Source organism: Serinicoccus chungangensis (assembly GCF_006337125.1).
Classification (GTDB): Bacteria; Actinomycetota; Actinomycetes; order Actinomycetales; family Dermatophilaceae; genus Ornithinicoccus; species Ornithinicoccus chungangensis.
This window is the reverse complement of record NZ_CP040887.1, coordinates 1,806,577-1,821,340: the sequence shown is the minus strand read 5'-3', so window position 1 is coordinate 1,821,340 and position 14,764 is coordinate 1,806,577. Positions and strand designations below refer to the sequence as shown.

Below are 14,764 nucleotides of genomic sequence, written 5' to 3'. Positions count from 1 at the left end.
GGGTCGCCGGCCGTGGACACCTGGAACGACCTCTTCTACGCCGAGCTCACCGTGCTCGGCCAGAGCATCGCCTGGCGCGAGGTGGTGGGCAACGGCTTCGGCTTTGCCTCGGCCATCCTCGGCATGCGCCGCACCGTCTGGGCCTGGCCGGTCGGCATCGTCGGCAACCTGCTGCTCTTCACCGTCTTCATGGGCGTCTGGTTCGCCAACCCCCAGGAGCACAGCCTCTTCGGCCAGGCCGCCCGGCAGGTCTTCTTCATCGCGACCAGCGTCTACGGCTGGTGGCGGTGGCAACGCTCCCGCCGGGGGCGCGCCAAGGGTGCCCCCGCCATCACCCCGCGCTGGGCCACCCGGGTCGAGCGGACGGCATACCTCGTGGCGGCGGCGCTGCTCGTCGTCCTCGCGCAGGCGGTCTTCGCCCAGGTGGGCGCGGGCTGGCCGGCCCCGCGCTGGTACTACTGGACCGATGCCTGGATCTTCGTCGGGTCGATGCTGGCGACCTACGCCATGGCCCGGGGCTGGGTCGACTTCTGGCTGGTCTGGATCGCGGTCGACCTCGTCGGCGTCCCGCTCCTGTGGCACTCGGGCTACTACCCGTCCGCGGTCATGTACGCCGTGTACGGCGGCCTCGTCCTGTGGGGCTTCGTGGTCTGGCGCGCGGCCGCCCGGGACGAGGCGCCGCAGGAGGCCGTGACCGGTGGGGCACCTCCGCAGGACGCGCACGACGCGCAGGGGGCGCGTCCGTGAGCGGGCAGGGGGACCCCTACGCGCCGTTCCGTCCGGTCACCGGCGCGCGGGTGGCCGGGGTGGCCGCGGTCGCCTCGGTCGTCGTCTTCGGTCTGATCGCCCTCGTCGGTCCGTCGTACACCGGGTCCGGCACGGCGATGTCGGTGCTCAACCGCGCCTTCATCGCCGGCTTCGGGCTCGCCATGGGGGCGTTCCTGTGGAGGTATGCCCGCATCCGGGCGCTGCCGAGCCGCACCGGCCTCGTCGTGGTCAACCTCGTGCAGCGGCGCGAGCTGGACTGGGCCCAGGTGGTGAATGTCGGGTTCTCCGGCGGCTCGCCCTGGGTCGTGCTCGAGCTGGACGACACCGAGGAGCTGGCGGTGATGGCGATCCAGCGTGCGGACGGCCGGCGGGCGCAGCAGGAGGCCGCGCGCCTGGCCGCCCTCGTGGAGCACCACCACCGCTGAGCACCCGCGGCGCCCGAGGCGCCCCGGCACGGCTCAGCCGGCCGGGTCCATCTCGTCGCGGGTGGGCGGCACCCGGCGCCGCGCCTCCTGCAAGGTCATCCCCGAGAGGACCAGCAGGTCGACGACGGTCGAGCGCACCTGGGCCCGGAGGACCTCCGCGGACAGCCCCGCCCGGGAGTGCCCCCAGGTGGACTGCCGGGCCAGGTGCACCAGGTCCTCCTGGGCGGCGCCGAGGGGTTCCCGACGGGTGAGCTGCTCCTGCAGCACCGCGGCGGCCTCGGCGAGCCCCTCGACCATGTCGGTGTAGGAGTCCGGCACGAACTCCTGGTTGCCGACGGCCGACTCCGCGCGCCGTGCGAGCACCCGGACGTTGCGGATGGCCAGGTCCAGCGGCTGCAGCAGGGCCTTGATCTCCAGCACCTCGGCGCGGTGCACCCCCGACAACAGCGGCGCCAGCCGGGCCGCCGCCGCCGCCTCCGCCGTCGCGTCCTGCAGGGCCACGAGCTCGGTGGACAGCCCCCGCGCCGTCGCCAACGCCTGGGTGGCCCGCGCCTCGTCCCGGTTGCGCAGCGCCTGGGTGGTGTCGGTGAGCACCTCGGCGAGGTGCCCCACGAGCGCGATGATGCGCTCCCGCGGCCGCTTGGTCGTCGAGCGCATGGGCGCCAGCATCGCGATGACCAGCGCCACCGACCCGCCCACCGCAGCGTCCAGCCACCGGCTGAACGCCTCGCCGTCGCCGGCCACCAGGGTGGTGATGATGACGCCCTGGATGCCGGCCTGCATCATGAGCAGCTGCCCCGCGCCGGCCAGGACCGCCAGGGCCATGGCCACCACGCAGACCGCGAAGATCTGCCACAGCCCGGTGCCGAAGGCGTGCACGAAGACGTCGCCGATGGCCACCCCGATGGCGACCCCTACGGTGAGCTCGGCGATCCGCCGCACCCGGTCGCCGTAGGTCAGGCCCAGGCAGACCATCGCGGTGATGGGGGCGAAGAAGGGCAGGGCGTGGCCCAGGAGGTCGTGGGCGATGAACCACGCCAGGACGGCGCCGGTCGCCGCCTGCAGGATGAGCCAGGCACGGGCGCGCAGCCGGCGCAGCCTGGTGCGCGTGGCGCTGGTGCTGATCTCCTCCCGCAGCGGGTCCCACACGACGTGGCCGGCCGCACGGGCGTGCTCACGGGCGCTGGTCATGGGTCCAGTGTGACCGAACCTGCGCCCTCGTGCCCGGGGCGGAGGGGCGTCAGGCGCTGCGGCGGTGCGCGGCCAACGCCTCCACGTCCCGGTCCTCGCCCTCGGTCCCGACCTGGGCGACCCGCTCACGGCCGAAGGCGTGCAGCAGCAGCTCCAGCGGGGCACCGGTGAGGACGACGGTGCCGGTGCCGTCGGGGGGACGGCGCAGTGCCACGCGCCCGTGCCCGGGCGCCACGCTGACCACGCCGCACGGCGCGGAGCGGTAGAGCATCCGGCCGGTCGTCCGCAGCGTGGCCCAGAGCTGCTCGGCCACCCCCTCGGGCAGCTGCGTGGGCTCCCAGCCGGGCTGCGCCCGGGCCATGTCCTCGAGGTGGATGCACAGCTCGGCCACGTTGACCGCGCGGTCCAGGACGGGCAGGCGGGTCGGCCACCACGGGGCCGGCCCCCCGCGCACGGCGTCCACCAGCTCCTCGAACGGCCGGTCCGCGGCCCGGTCCTGCACCTTCGCGGTGTGCCGCTGCAGCGCCGGGACGGGCAGGCCGACGCCCGGGAGCGCGTCGACCCGGGACTCGCGGACGACGAGGTGGGCGAGCAGGTCCCGGACCGACCACGGGTCGCACAGCGTGGGGGCGTCCGGGCCGAGCTCGAGGGCGGTCGTCGCGATGAGCTCGCGCAGGAGGTCAGGGGTGTGCGGCATACCGTCATCGAACCACGGGAAGGTCTGTCAGGCACGCGTGGTTGGATAGGTCACCGGCTCTCACCCACCTACCTCTTCCAGGAGGCCCCTTCTCCATGTCCGCCCATGCCTCCAGCGCGCCGGTTCCGCGTCCCGTTGCCGACCGAGCCGTGCTGCGGCGGGGGCTGCGGGTCATCTGGGGCGGCATGCGCGCCCAGCGACGGCCCGTCTCGGTCGCGGTGGTGGGCTCGGTCCTGTGGGCCGCGGCGACGGTGGGCACCGCCGGCGCGATCGGCTGGCTGACCGCCGAGGTGGTCGAGCCCGCCGTCGGCGCCCGGCGCATCGAGGCGGCCGGGCTGTGGACCATCTTCGGGGTGCTCGTGGCCGTCCTGGTCGTCAACGTGACCGGGGTGATCCTGCGTCGGGTCTACGCCACGATCGCCGGCTTCAACCTGCAGGCCGACTACCGCCAGCGGGTGACCCGCCAGTACCTCCGGCTGCCGCTGTCGTGGCACCACGCCCACCCCTCGGGGCAGCTGCTGTCCAACGCGCACGCCGACGTGGAGGCCACCTGGCAGGTGTTCAACCCGCTGCCGATGGCGATCGGCGTCATCTTCATGCTCGTCATCGCGGGCACCATGATGGTGCTCGTCGACCCGCTGCTGGCGGTGCTGGGTCTGCTCGTCTTCCCGGGCCTGTTCGCCGCCAACCTCGTCTTCCAGCGGGTCATGTCGCCGCGCATCACCCGGGCCCAGCAGTTGCGCGCCGAGGTGGCGGAGGTGGCGCACGAGTCCTTCGAGGCCGGCCTCGTGGTCAAGGCGATGGGGCGGGAGGACCAGGAGACGGCGCGCTTCCGGGCCAAGACCTACGAGCTGCGCGACGCGCTCATCCTCGTCGGCCGCACCCGCGGCGTGTTCGAGCCGGTCATCGAGGCGATCCCCACGCTGGGCACGCTCGCCGTGCTCGGGGTCGGCACGTGGCAGGTGTCGCGGGGCGACCTCGACGCGGCCGACGTCGTGCAGATGGCCTACCTCTTCTCCATCCTCGCCTTCCCGGTCCGTGCGCTGGGCTGGGTGCTGGCGGAGATCCCCCGTTCCGTGGTGGGGCACGACCGGGTGCAGCACGTGCTGCAGGCCGAGGGGGGTATGTCGTACGGCAGCTCCGCGCTGCCCGGAGGCGACCCTGCCTCGTCCCGCCTCGCCGGGGTGACCTACGCCCACGTGGGCGAGGAGCGTCCGACGATCCGGGGCGTCAGCCTCGACGTCCCGTCGGGCGGCACCGTCGCCCTCGTCGGCCCGACGGGGTCGGGCAAGAGCACCCTGGCCAACCTCACCCTGCGGCTCGTCGACGCCGACACCGGCTCGGTCCGCCTCGACGGCGTCGAGGCGCGCGACCTCGCCCGGGGGCAACTGCCGGCCAGCGCCGCGCTGGTGGCCCAGCAGACCTTCATGTTCGACGACACGGTCCGGGGCAACATTACCCTCGGTGAGGACTCCGACGACGAGGCCGTCTGGGAGTCGCTGCGCATCGCCCAGGCCGACGAGTTCGTGCGCTCCCTGCCGGCCGGCCTGGACACCGTCATCGGCGAGCGTGGCGGGACGCTCTCCGGCGGGCAGCGGCAGCGCATCGCCCTCGCCCGGTCCATCTGGCGCCGGCCACGGCTGCTGGTGCTGGACGACGCCACCAGCGCCGTCGACCCGTCCGTGGAGCAGGCCATCCTCACCGGCCTGCGCGAGGCCCGGGGCGGCATGACCGTCCTCGTCGTCGCCTACCGCCTGGCGACGATCCTCCTCGCCGACGAGGTGGTCTACATGGAGCACGGAGCCGTGGTGGACCAGGGGTCGCACGGCGAGCTGCTGGGCCGGTGCCGGGGCTACGCCGACCTGGTCCAGGCCTACTCGAGGGAGGCGGCCGAGCGGGCCGCCGTGACGCGGCAGGAGGAGGGCGCATGAGCACGGCCGGGACCAGGGAGTCGAGCCGGATCGACGGTCAGAGCCAGCTCGGCGTGGGGGCGACGCTGCGCCGTGGCCTGCAGCTGTCCCCGGAGCTGAAGGTCGGGCTGTGGCTGACCGTCGCCCTGGCCCTGGTGGCGACCGTGGGCCGGGTCGTCATCCCCTTCGTCGTGCAGCAGGCCACCGACAACGGCATCCAGGCCGAGGGTGGACCCGACGTGGGCTTCGTCCTCGCCGCCATCGGGATCGCCGCCGTCGTGGTGCTCTTCACCTCGCTGGCGCAGTACGCCGTCAACGTCCGGCTCTTCCGGGCCGCCGAGTCGGGGCTGGCCACGCTGCGGCTCAAGGCGTTCCGCCACATCCACGACCTGTCCGTGCTGACGCAGAGCACCGAGCGCCGGGGCGCGCTGGTCTCCCGCGTCACCAGCGACGTCGACACCATCTCGATGTTCGTGCAGTTCGGCGGGCTGATGCTGCTCGTCAGCTCGGCCCAGATCGTCCTGGCCACGATCCTCATGGTCGTCTACAGCCCGGTCCTCGCGGCCGTCGTCTACCTCTGCCTGCTCCCGCTGGTGCTGCTGGTCCGGCGTCTGCAGCCGGTGCTGGGCCGCTCCTACGGCGCGGTGCGGGAGCGCGTCGGCGACCTCCTGGGCGCCATCAGCGAGGCGATCGTCGGGGCCACGACCATCCGCGCCTACGGCGTGGAGGACCGCACCGCCACCCGGATCGACGGGGCGATCGAGGCGCACCGCCGGTCGGCGATCAGCGCCCAGGTGCGCTCGGTCATGGCCTTCGCGTCCGGGCAGACCTTCGCCGGGGTCACCACCGCCGTGGTGCTCGTCGTGGGCACGGTCCTCGCGGCCCGCGGCGACCTGACCCTCGGAGAGCTCCTCGCCTTCCTCTTCCTCGTCAACCTCTTCACCCAGCCGGTGCTCATGGCCACCGAGATCTTCACCGAGATGCAGAACGCCGTGGCGGGCTGGCGGCGGGTCATCGGGGTCATCGACACCCCGGCCGACGTGTCCGACCCGGGGGCGGACGGCGTCGTCCTCGACCGGGGACCCATCACCATCGACTTCGAGGGCGTCTGGTTCTCCTACCCCGGTGGCGAGCCGGTCCTGCGCGACGTCGACCTGCGGATCGAGCCGCACACCCGGGTGGCCGTGGTCGGTCAGACCGGGTCCGGCAAGACCACCCTCGCCAAGCTGCTGACCCGGCTCATGGACCCCAGCGACGGCGTGGTGCGGCTCGACGGCACCGACCTGCGCGAGGTGAGCTTCGCCAGCCTGCGTCAGCGGGTGGTCCTCGTGCCGCAGGAGGGCTTCCTCTTCGACGCCGACCTCGCCGACAACATCCGGTTCGCCCGGCCGGAGGCCACCGACGAGGAGCTGGCCCTGGCCATCACCGAGCTCGGGCTCGACTCCTGGGTCGACGGGCTCCCGCACGGCCTGGCCACCCAGGTGGGGCAGCGCGGGGAGTCGCTGTCGGCGGGGGAGCGCCAGCTGGTGGCCATCGCCCGGGCCTACCTCGCGGACCCGGACCTCCTGGTGCTCGACGAGGCGACCAGTGCCGTGGACCCCGCCACCGAGGTCCGCGTGCAGCGCGCCCTCGAGGGTCTGACCACGGGCCGCACGTCGGTGGCGATCGCCCACCGGCTGTCGACCGCGGAGGCGGCCGACCTGGTGGTCGTCGTGGACGCCGGGCGGATCGTCGAGCTCGGCCCGCACCGGGAGCTGGTCGGGCAGGGCGGGGTGTACTCGCGCATGCACCGGTCCTGGGCGGCGCAGCAGAGCAACGCGTGAGCGTGCCACCGTGACCGCGCCGCCAGGAGGGCGGTCGACCGGGCGCGCGCGGTCCCGGTCACGAGCGGGCGTGCTCGTCCTCCTCGCCGCGAGCACCGGCCTGGTGTCCACCGGCCAGCCCTGGGTGGTCCGGCAGGGGGTCGACGCGGCCGGGGTGGCCACCCAGGAGTCCTGGACGGGTCGGGAGCTGGCGGCCCCCGCGGTCGCGCTGCTCCTCGTCGTGGCCGCCGCCGCGCTGACCGGGCTGGCGTGGCGCGGGCGAGGTGCTGTCGCCGCCCGGGTGCTGGCCCTCGCCGCGGCGGTCGCGGCGCTCGTGCTCGTCGTGGCGGCCCGCCCCCAGGACCCGACCCCCTGGTGGTGGGTCGGCCTGGGTGGTGCGGCGGTGGCGGTCCTCGGCGCCCTCGTCGCGGCCCTCCCCGCAGGCTCCCGAGGCACCGAGCCGGGCGACCCGGCCCAGGCGGGTCGCCGCACCCGGTCGGGGGTGCGGCAGGGCGGGGACGTGCACGAGCTCGCCCGCCGCTCCGACGAGGCGTCCTGGTCGGCGCTCTCGCGGGGGGAGGACCCGACGCTCGCACCTGGTCGGACCGAGGAGGGGGCGGCTGGCACAATGTCCGACGAGGGTCGGACCGGCCCGCCCAGCCGCTGAGTCGAGGAGCACAGCCACATGCACGAGGACAGCCACGGACACAGCGTCGCCGCCTGGGTGGGCGTCGGCATCATGCTGGTCGCCAGCGTCGTCGGGAGCTGGGGTGTCGTGTTCTCCCCGGACTGGTTGCTCTACGTCGGGCTCGTCCTCGGCGTCGTCGGGGCCCTCGCGTGGTACCTCCTCGACCGCGCCGGCATGGGCGACCCGCACCAGCACGCCTCCGAGCACTGATCCCGCCCGGGTCGCGTGGGCCCCGGGCCCCGGCCCCGGCACCGGGCGCCCGGGAGCGGCGACTACGCTGGGGGCGTGTCCACCGTGCTCGAGCAGATCGTCAGCGGGGTCCGCGAGGACCTCGACCAACGCCGGCGCTCGACGCCCCTGGACGAGGTCCAGGAGCGCGCCCGGCGTGCCCCGTCCTGCCGTGACGCCTGGGCGTCGCTGAGCGCACCGGGCACCCACGTCATCGCCGAGGTCAAGCGCAGCAGCCCGTCGAAGGGCGCGCTGGCGGCCATCGCCGAGCCGGCGTCGCTCGCCGTCGACTACGAGGCCGGCGGGGCGGCCGTGGTCAGCGTCCTCACGGAGGGCCGTCGCTTCGGGGGCTCGCTCGCCGACCTGGACGCCGTCCGCTCCGCGGTCGACATCCCCGTCCTGCGCAAGGACTTCGTCGTCGACCCCTACCAGGTCTGGGAGGCGCGGGCGCACGGCGCCGACCTCGTCCTGCTCATCGTCGCCGCGCTGCCCCAGGAGGTCCTCGTCGGGCTCCTCGAGCGGACCGAGGCGCTGGGGATGCAGGCCCTCGTCGAGGTGCACGACGAGGCGGAGCTGGAGCGTGCGCTCTCGGCCGGAGCCCGGATCATCGGCGTCAACAACCGCAACCTCAAGACCCTCGAGGTCGACCGCGGCACCTTCGCGCGGCTGGCGCCCGGCATACCGGGTGACCGGGTGGCGGTCGCCGAGTCCGGCGTCCGCGGACCCCTCGACCTCGTCGAGCTCGCCGAGGCCGGGGCCCAGGCCGTGCTCGTCGGGGAGGCGCTCGTGACCCACGGGACCCCCCGCGACGCGGTCGCCCGCATGGTGGCCGCCGGCTCCCACCCGGCGGTCCACGCCGGGGCCGAGGCCCGGGCAGGAGGACGACGATGACGACGACCCAGCAGGTCGGTGACCGCTTCGGCGACTTCGGTGGTCGCTACGTGCCCGAGGCGCTGGTGGCGGCGCTGGACGAGCTCGACGCCGCGCGCACCGAGGCCATGGCCGACCCGGACTTCCTCGCCGAGCTGGACCGGCTGCAGCGCGACTACACCGGACGCCCCAGCCCGTTGACCGAGGTGCCGCGCTTCGCCGCGCACGCCGGTGGACCGCGCATCTTCCTCAAGCGCGAGGACCTCAACCACACGGGCTCGCACAAGATCAACAACGTCCTCGGACAGGCGCTCCTCGCCGTGCGCATGGGCAAGCGGCGGGTCATCGCGGAGACCGGGGCCGGCCAGCACGGCGTGGCGACGGCGACGGCGGCCGCGCTCATGGGCCTGGAGTGCACGGTCTACATGGGCCAGGTCGACACGGAGCGGCAGGCGCTCAACGTCGCCCGGATGCGGCTGCTGGGGGCCGAGGTGGTCGCCGTCCCGACGGGCAGCGGCACCCTCAAGGACGCCATCAACGAGGCCATGCGCGACTGGGTCACCCACGTCGACCACACCCACTACCTGCTCGGCACGGTGACCGGGCCGCACCCCTTCCCGACCATGGTGCGGGACTTCCACGCGGTCATCGGCCAGGAGGCCCGCAAGCAGCTGGACGACGTCGTGGGAGGGCTGCCGGACGCCGTGTGCGCGTGCGTCGGCGGCGGGTCCAACGCCATCGGCATCTTCCACGCCTTCCGCGACGAGCCGTCGGTGGCCCTGTGGGGCTTCGAGGCGGGGGGCGACGGCGTCGAGACCGGCCGGCACGCGGCGCGGTTCTCCGGCGGCGAGCCGGGGGTCCTGCACGGGGCCGCGACCTACGTCCTGCAGGACGCCGACGGGCAGACCCTGGAGACGCACTCCGTCTCGGCCGGGCTCGACTACCCCTCGATCGGCCCTGAGCACGCCTTCCTGCACGACAGCGGGCTGGCCCGCTACGCCCCGGTCACCGACCGCGAGGCGATGGACGCCTTCTCCCTGCTGTGCCGCACGGAGGGCATCATCCCGGCCATCGAGAGCGCGCACGCGCTCGCCGGGGCGCTGCGGATCGGGCCCGAGCTCGGTGAGGGCGCCGTGGTGCTCATCAACCTCTCCGGTCGCGGCGACAAGGACGTCGACACCGCCGCCCGCTGGTTCGGCCTCGTCGACGACGAGGGTCAGGCGCAGGTGGACGGCGAGACGGGAGCCGGTGGCGACGAGGGTGGGGACGCATGAGCGTCCTGGACGACGTCTTCGCCGGCTGCCGCGCGGAGGGCCGCTCGGCCCTGGTCGGCTACCTCCCGGCCGGCTACCCCGACCTGCCGACGTCGCTGGAGGCGGTCCGCACCCTGGCGGCCGCCGGCGCGGACGTCATCGAGGTGGGGGTCCCCTACACCGACCCGCTCATGGACGGCCCGGTCGTCGAGCAGGCGGCCAGCACTGCGCTGCGGGCCGGCTTCCGGCTCAAGGACGTGTTCACGGTGGTCTCGGCCGCCCGGGACGCGGGTGCGGTGCCGGTCGTCATGACCTACTGGAACCCGGTGCTGAGGTACGGCGTGGACCGCTTCGCCCAGGACCTCGCCGACGCGGGGGGTGCCGGGCTCATCACTCCCGACCTCATCCCGGACGAGGCGGGTGCCTGGCGGTCGGCCGCGCAGGACCAGGGCCTGGCTCCGGTCTTCCTCGTGGCGCCGAGCTCGACCGACGACCGCCTGCGGTCCACGACCCAGGCCTGCCGCGGCTTCGTCTACGTCGCCTCCACGATGGGGGTCACGGGGGTGCGGGACGCGGTCGGCTCGGACGCCGAGCGCCTCGTCGAGCGCACCCGCGCCGTGACCGACCTCCCGCTCTGCGTCGGGCTGGGGGTCAGCACGGGTGACCAGGCCGCCCAGGTCGCCGGCTTCGCCGACGGCGTGATCGTCGGGTCGGCGCTCGTGCGGGCGCTGGGCGGGGACGACGGGCTGGGCGCGCTCGAGCGCCTGACCCAGGAGCTCGCCGCCGGGGTCCGCCGGGGATGACCACCCTGCGGCAGCAGCCGGTCCGCGGGGTGGGGTCCGGGTCGCGACTGCCGGACGTCGTCGGCCTCGTGCTCCGTCTCGGGCTGGCGGGCGTCCTCGGGTACGCCGGGTGGACCAAGGTCGTCGACCTCACCGGGTCGGTGCAGAACGTCCTGGCCTACGACCTGTTCGGCTACGAGGTCTCCCGGGCCGTCGGCGTGCTGCTGCCCGTCCTGGAGCTCGCGCTGGCCGTCCTGCTCCTCCTGGGGCTGCTCACCCGCGGCGCCGCCGCGGCGTCCGCGGTGCTCATGGTGGTCTTCGTCGCCGGCATCGCCTCCGCGTGGGTCCGCGGCCTGTCCATCGACTGCGGCTGCTTCGGGACCGGAGGACCTGTCGCGCCCGAGGAGACGAGGTACCTCTCCGAGATGCTGCGCGACGTGGGTTTCCTCGCGATGGCGGCCTGGCTGGTCGTCCGGCCGCGCACGCCGTTCTCCCTCGACCACCACCTGCTCGGAAGGACCTGACATGCCCCGCCCGCCCGCACCCACCGTGAAGCCCGTCACCGCCAGGGGGCCCTCGGTGCCCCTCGTCAGCGGGGTCGTCCTGCTGGTGGTCGCGCTCGTCGGCGGTCTGGTGCTGTGGGCCGTGTCCCGCGGCGGCGGGCTCGAGGCCGAGGGCAGCGCCAACGCGCTCCCCGAGGGCGGCGGTGTCAGCGCGGGCGCCGCGCCGTCGCAGGACGTGCCCCAGGTGCACCTCTACGAGGACTTCCAGTGCCCGTTCTGCGGGGTCCTGGAGGGGTCGATCGGGGCCGAGCTGGCGCAGCGCGCGGAGGCCGGCGAGATCGGCCTGACGGTCACCACGATGTCGTTCCTCGACGGCACGCTGGGCAACGACTCCTCGCACCGGGCGGCCAACGCCGCGCTCTGCGCCGACGACGAGGGGGTGTTCCTCGACTACCACGCCGCCGTCTTCGCCGGGCAGCCCGAGCAGGAGGGCACCGGCTGGACCGACGAGGAGCTCCTCGGGTTCGGCGCGGAGGCCGGGCTCTCCGGGACCGCGCTCGAGTCCTTCACGACGTGCGCGCAGGGTGACGCCTACGGCGACTACGTCGAGGCCATGCAGGAGCGCGCCAACCGGGACGGGATCACCGGGACGCCCCGCCTGCTCGTGGACGGCGAGCCGGTCGGCGACGACCAGATGCGGGCCCTCATGGCCGGACCCGAGACGCTCGACGAGGTCCTCGGCTCGACCCCCTGACGCCGGGGCAGGCGATGCGGGGATCGCCGGCCGGGAGGACTAGGGTGGAGGTCATGCGTCGCGCCAAGATCGTCTGCACCCTCGGCCCCGCCACCGACTCCTACGAGCAGATCGAAGCGCTCGTCACCGCCGGTATGGACGTGGCTCGGCTCAACCTCTCACACGGCTCCTACGAGGAGCACCACGAGCGCTACCTGCGCGTCCGGCAGGCCAGTGACGCCACCGGGCACGCCGTGGCCGTGCTCGCCGACCTGCAGGGGCCCAAGATCCGCACCGGCACCTTCGCCGACGGCCCGGTCACCCTGAGGACGGGTGACTCGTTCACCATCACCACCAGGACGGTGGCGGGGGACAGCGAGGTGGTCGGCACGACCTACTCCGGGCTGGCGGGGGACGTGCGGCCCGGCGACGACCTGCTCGTCGACGACGGCAAGGTGCTGCTGCAGGCCACCGAGGTCACGGACACCGACGTCGTCTGCGAGGTCGTCGTGGGGGGCGTGGTGTCCAACAACAAGGGCATCAACCTCCCCGGCACCGCCGTGAGCGTCCCCGCGATGTCGGACAAGGACGAGGAGGACCTGCGCTGGGCCCTGCGCAGCGGGGTCGACTTCATCGCGCTGTCCTTCGTCCGCTCCGGCAGCGACATCGAGGGCGTGCACCGCATCATGGACGAGGAGGGACGCCGCCTGCCGGTCATCGCCAAGATCGAGAAGCCGCAGGCGGTCGACAACCTCGCCGGCATCGTCGACGCCTTCGACGGCATCATGGTCGCGCGCGGCGACCTGGGCGTCGAGCTGCCCCTTGAGCAGGTGCCGCTGGTCCAGAAGGACGCCATCCAGCTGTGTCGCGAGAAGGCGAAGCCGGTGATCGTGGCGACCCAGGTGCTGGAGTCGATGGTCGACAACCCCCGCCCCACCCGCGCCGAGGCCAGCGACTGCGCCAACGCCGTGCTGGACGGGGCGGACGCCATCATGCTCTCCGGCGAGACCTCCGTCGGTGCCTGGCCGATCCGCGCGGTCGAGACCATGGCGAGCATCATCTCCAGCACCGAGGAGCACGGGCTGCACCGGATCGCCCCCATCGTGAGCAAGCCGAAGACCCCGGGTGGTGCCGTCACCCGGGCCGCGATCTCCCTGGCCGACGCCCTCGGCGACCAGGTGAAGTTCCTCGTGACCTTCACCCAGAGCGGTGACACCACCACCCGGATGGCCCGGGTGCGTCCGGGCACCCCGATGCTGGCCTTCACGACCGAGCAGGCGACCCGCTCCCGGCTGGCGCTGACCTGGGGCGTCGAGACCTTCCTCGTGCCCTTCGTGTGGCACACCGACCAGATGGTCAAGCAGGTGGAGGAGACGCTGCTGCGCGAGCAGCGGTGCCAGCAGGGTGATGTCGTCGTCATCGTGGCCGGGTCGCCCCCGGGCGTGTCCGGCACCACCAACGCGCTGCGGATGCACCGGGTCGGTGACGCCATCCTGGGTCAGGCTCCGGCCTACACCCACGACCCCGAGGTCTGAGGCGACCGGGAGCCGGTAGACTCCTCCCGACGTCCCCGGTGCGGCCACGACCTGCACCGGCACGCCCGCCGGGGTGGTGGAACGGCAGACACGGAGCACTCAAAATGCTCTGCCCGCGAGGGCGTGCGGGTTCGAGTCCCGCTCCCGGCACCAGTCCCGCGCCGGTGAGGTGCCGATGCGGGTGGATGCGACGAGAGGCAGTGAGCGTGAGCGAGACGACACCGCAGGACCCGGGGGCCGCACCCTCCGCGACGAGCGGGCCGGTGCCCGACACCACGGACGGGAGCGGTGCGACGTCGGCCGGTGCGGGTCCGGAGCAGGAGACGACCGCGGCGGAGGACGGGCCCGAGCGGGGCCTGCGCATCCTGCTGGCCGAGGACGAGGCCCTCATCCGGATGGACCTCGCCGAGATGCTCACCGACGCCGGGCACACCATCGTCGGCCAGGCCGCCGACGGGGAGCAGGCGGTGGCGCAGGCCCAGGAGACCACCCCCGACCTCGTCGTCATGGACATCAAGATGCCCGGGATGGACGGCATCACCGCGGCCGAGCAGATCGGCCGCGAGGGCCTGGCCCCGGTGGTCATGCTGACCGCCTTCAGCGACAAGAACCTCGTGGAGCGCGCCCGCGACGCCGGGGTCATGTCCTACGTCGTCAAGCCCTTCAGCGCCGCCGACGTCCTGCCGGCGATCGACATCGCGCGAGCCCGGTGGGCCGAGCGCAAGGCGCTCGAGGCGGAGGTCGCCGACCTGGGGGAGCGTTTCGAGACCCGCAAGCAGGTCGACCGGGCCAAGGGGCTGCTCATGGCTCAGCTCAAGCTGAGCGAGGCCGACGCCTTCCGGTGGATCCAGAAGGCCGCGATGGACCGGCGGCTGTCGATGCGCGAGGTCGCCGAGGCCGTCATCTCGGGCATGCCCGCCAAGAAGGGCTGACCTTCACCGCGCGTCCGGCCGGTCGCGCAGCGCGCAGGTGAGCCGCGCGGTGCAGACGCGGCGTCCGCGGTCGTCGGTGATGGCGATGTCGTAGGTCGCGACGGAGCGGCCCCGCGCGAGCGGGGTGGCGACGGCGGTGACCTCGCCCTCCCGCACGGGCCGGTGGTGGGTGGCGCTGAGGTCGACACCCACGGCGATACGGCCCTCGCCCGCGTGCATCGCGGCCGCCACCGACCCGACCGTCTCGGCCAGCGCCGCCGACGCGCCACCGTGCAGCAGGCCGTACGGCTGGGTGTTCCCCTCCACCGGCATGGTCGCGACGGTGCGCTCGGCGGAGAGCTCCAGCAGGCGGATCCCCATGCGGGCGGCCAGGGCCCCGCGCACCCCGTTGTCGGTCGGCGTCGGGGTCGGAGGGCTGGACGTGGTGTTGTCGGTCATGGGACATAG

Annotated in this window: 16 protein-coding genes and 1 tRNA gene; 14 read left to right on the top strand and 3 right to left on the bottom strand. The window is 74.0% G+C overall.

Annotation, left to right across the window (positions count from 1 at the left end; genetic code table 11):
• Positions 1-12: 12 nt before the first annotated feature.
• Together pnuC and FHD63_RS08215 are read left to right on the top strand one after the other, a co-directional pair.
• Positions 13-747, top strand: coding sequence for a nicotinamide riboside transporter PnuC (gene pnuC / locus FHD63_RS08220; RefSeq protein WP_139721640.1), 735 nt, complete (start codon positions 13-15; stop codon positions 745-747).
• Entirely contained in the window at positions 744-1,193 is a 450-nt protein-coding gene (locus FHD63_RS08215; RefSeq protein ID WP_139721638.1) for a PH domain-containing protein, read from the top strand. The genes pnuC and FHD63_RS08215 overlap by 4 nt, the downstream gene beginning before the upstream one ends.
• A gap of 33 nt (positions 1,194-1,226) precedes the next feature.
• On the opposite strand, the gene FHD63_RS16885 is transcribed toward FHD63_RS08215, so the two are convergent.
• Positions 1,227-2,384 (bottom strand): FUSC family protein, encoded by a 1,158-nt coding sequence (locus tag FHD63_RS16885; protein ID WP_139721636.1) that lies wholly within the window; start codon positions 2,382-2,384, stop codon positions 1,227-1,229.
• 49 nt (positions 2,385-2,433) lie between these two features.
• Positions 2,434-3,081 (bottom strand): TIGR03085 family metal-binding protein, encoded by a 648-nt coding sequence (locus tag FHD63_RS08205; protein WP_139721634.1) that lies wholly within the window; start codon positions 3,079-3,081, stop codon positions 2,434-2,436.
• Positions 3,082-3,176: 95 nt separating this feature from the next.
• On the opposite strand from FHD63_RS08205, the gene FHD63_RS08200 reads away from it, so the two are divergent.
• The 12 genes from FHD63_RS08200 (at position 3,177) to FHD63_RS08145 (ending at position 14,317) form a co-directional block, all read left to right on the top strand.
• A complete protein-coding gene (locus FHD63_RS08200) occupies positions 3,177-5,012 on the top strand; it encodes an ABC transporter ATP-binding protein (protein ID WP_170215596.1) in 1,836 nt (611 codons plus the stop codon).
• Complete coding sequence (locus FHD63_RS08195; RefSeq protein ID WP_139721631.1) at positions 5,009-6,814, top strand: ABC transporter ATP-binding protein; 1,806 nt, start codon at positions 5,009-5,011, stop codon at positions 6,812-6,814. Before FHD63_RS08200 ends, FHD63_RS08195 begins: the two co-directional genes overlap by 4 nt.
• A 70-nt stretch (positions 6,815-6,884) precedes the next feature.
• Positions 6,885-7,460, top strand: coding sequence for a Trp biosynthesis-associated membrane protein (locus tag FHD63_RS08190; protein WP_158296738.1), 576 nt, complete (start codon positions 6,885-6,887; stop codon positions 7,458-7,460).
• 18 nt (positions 7,461-7,478) lie between these two features.
• Positions 7,479-7,691, top strand: a complete 213-nt coding sequence (locus FHD63_RS08185; RefSeq protein ID WP_139721627.1) for an HGxxPAAW family protein — start codon at positions 7,479-7,481, stop codon at positions 7,689-7,691.
• Positions 7,692-7,766: 75 nt separating this feature from the next.
• Positions 7,767-8,600, top strand: a complete 834-nt coding sequence (gene trpC, locus FHD63_RS08180; RefSeq protein WP_202978358.1) for an indole-3-glycerol phosphate synthase TrpC — start codon at positions 7,767-7,769, stop codon at positions 8,598-8,600.
• Positions 8,597-9,853: a tryptophan synthase subunit beta gene (gene trpB, locus FHD63_RS08175; protein ID WP_139721625.1), complete on the top strand. Its 1,257-nt coding sequence runs from the start codon at positions 8,597-8,599 to the stop codon at positions 9,851-9,853. The genes trpC and trpB overlap by 4 nt, the downstream gene beginning before the upstream one ends.
• Positions 9,850-10,635, top strand: coding sequence for a tryptophan synthase subunit alpha (gene trpA, locus FHD63_RS08170; RefSeq protein WP_139721623.1), 786 nt, complete (start codon positions 9,850-9,852; stop codon positions 10,633-10,635). Before trpB ends, trpA begins: the two co-directional genes overlap by 4 nt.
• Complete coding sequence (locus tag FHD63_RS08165) at positions 10,632-11,138, top strand: MauE/DoxX family redox-associated membrane protein (protein WP_139721621.1); 507 nt, start codon at positions 10,632-10,634, stop codon at positions 11,136-11,138. Before trpA ends, FHD63_RS08165 begins: the two co-directional genes overlap by 4 nt.
• A gap of 55 nt (positions 11,139-11,193) precedes the next feature.
• Positions 11,194-11,871, top strand: a complete 678-nt coding sequence (locus FHD63_RS08160; protein WP_158296737.1) for a DsbA family protein — start codon at positions 11,194-11,196, stop codon at positions 11,869-11,871.
• Between the two features lie 53 nt (positions 11,872-11,924).
• Complete coding sequence (gene pyk, locus FHD63_RS08155; RefSeq protein ID WP_139721618.1) at positions 11,925-13,385, top strand: pyruvate kinase; 1,461 nt, start codon at positions 11,925-11,927, stop codon at positions 13,383-13,385.
• Positions 13,386-13,452: 67 nt separating this feature from the next.
• Positions 13,453-13,538: transfer RNA gene (locus tag FHD63_RS08150), tRNA-Leu, on the top strand.
• Positions 13,539-13,591: 53 nt separating this feature from the next.
• Positions 13,592-14,317, top strand: coding sequence for an ANTAR domain-containing response regulator (locus FHD63_RS08145; RefSeq protein ID WP_420853094.1), 726 nt, complete (start codon positions 13,592-13,594; stop codon positions 14,315-14,317).
• Between the two features lie 3 nt (positions 14,318-14,320).
• Here the strand turns inward: FHD63_RS08145 and FHD63_RS08140 are convergent, their stop codons facing one another.
• Positions 14,321-14,755, bottom strand: coding sequence for a PaaI family thioesterase (locus FHD63_RS08140; RefSeq protein WP_139721614.1), 435 nt, complete (start codon positions 14,753-14,755; stop codon positions 14,321-14,323).
• Positions 14,756-14,764: the final 9 nt, after the last annotated feature.

Coding starts and splice junctions, on each gene's coding strand:
- FHD63_RS08140 (WP_139721614.1), bottom strand. CDS start 14,755: ATGACCGACAACACCACGTCCAGCCCTCCGACCCCGACGCCGACCGAC.
- FHD63_RS16885 (WP_139721636.1), bottom strand. CDS start 2,384: ATGACCAGCGCCCGTGAGCACGCCCGTGCGGCCGGCCACGTCGTGTGG.
- FHD63_RS08185 (WP_139721627.1), top strand. CDS start 7,479: ATGCACGAGGACAGCCACGGACACAGCGTCGCCGCCTGGGTGGGCGTC.
- trpB (WP_139721625.1), top strand. CDS start 8,597: ATGACGACGACCCAGCAGGTCGGTGACCGCTTCGGCGACTTCGGTGGT.
- trpA (WP_139721623.1), top strand. CDS start 9,850: ATGAGCGTCCTGGACGACGTCTTCGCCGGCTGCCGCGCGGAGGGCCGC.
- FHD63_RS08205 (WP_139721634.1), bottom strand. CDS start 3,081: ATGCCGCACACCCCTGACCTCCTGCGCGAGCTCATCGCGACGACCGCC.
- FHD63_RS08195 (WP_139721631.1), top strand. CDS start 5,009: ATGAGCACGGCCGGGACCAGGGAGTCGAGCCGGATCGACGGTCAGAGC.
- pyk (WP_139721618.1), top strand. CDS start 11,925: ATGCGTCGCGCCAAGATCGTCTGCACCCTCGGCCCCGCCACCGACTCC.
- FHD63_RS08165 (WP_139721621.1), top strand. CDS start 10,632: ATGACCACCCTGCGGCAGCAGCCGGTCCGCGGGGTGGGGTCCGGGTCG.
- FHD63_RS08200 (WP_170215596.1), top strand. CDS start 3,177: ATGTCCGCCCATGCCTCCAGCGCGCCGGTTCCGCGTCCCGTTGCCGAC.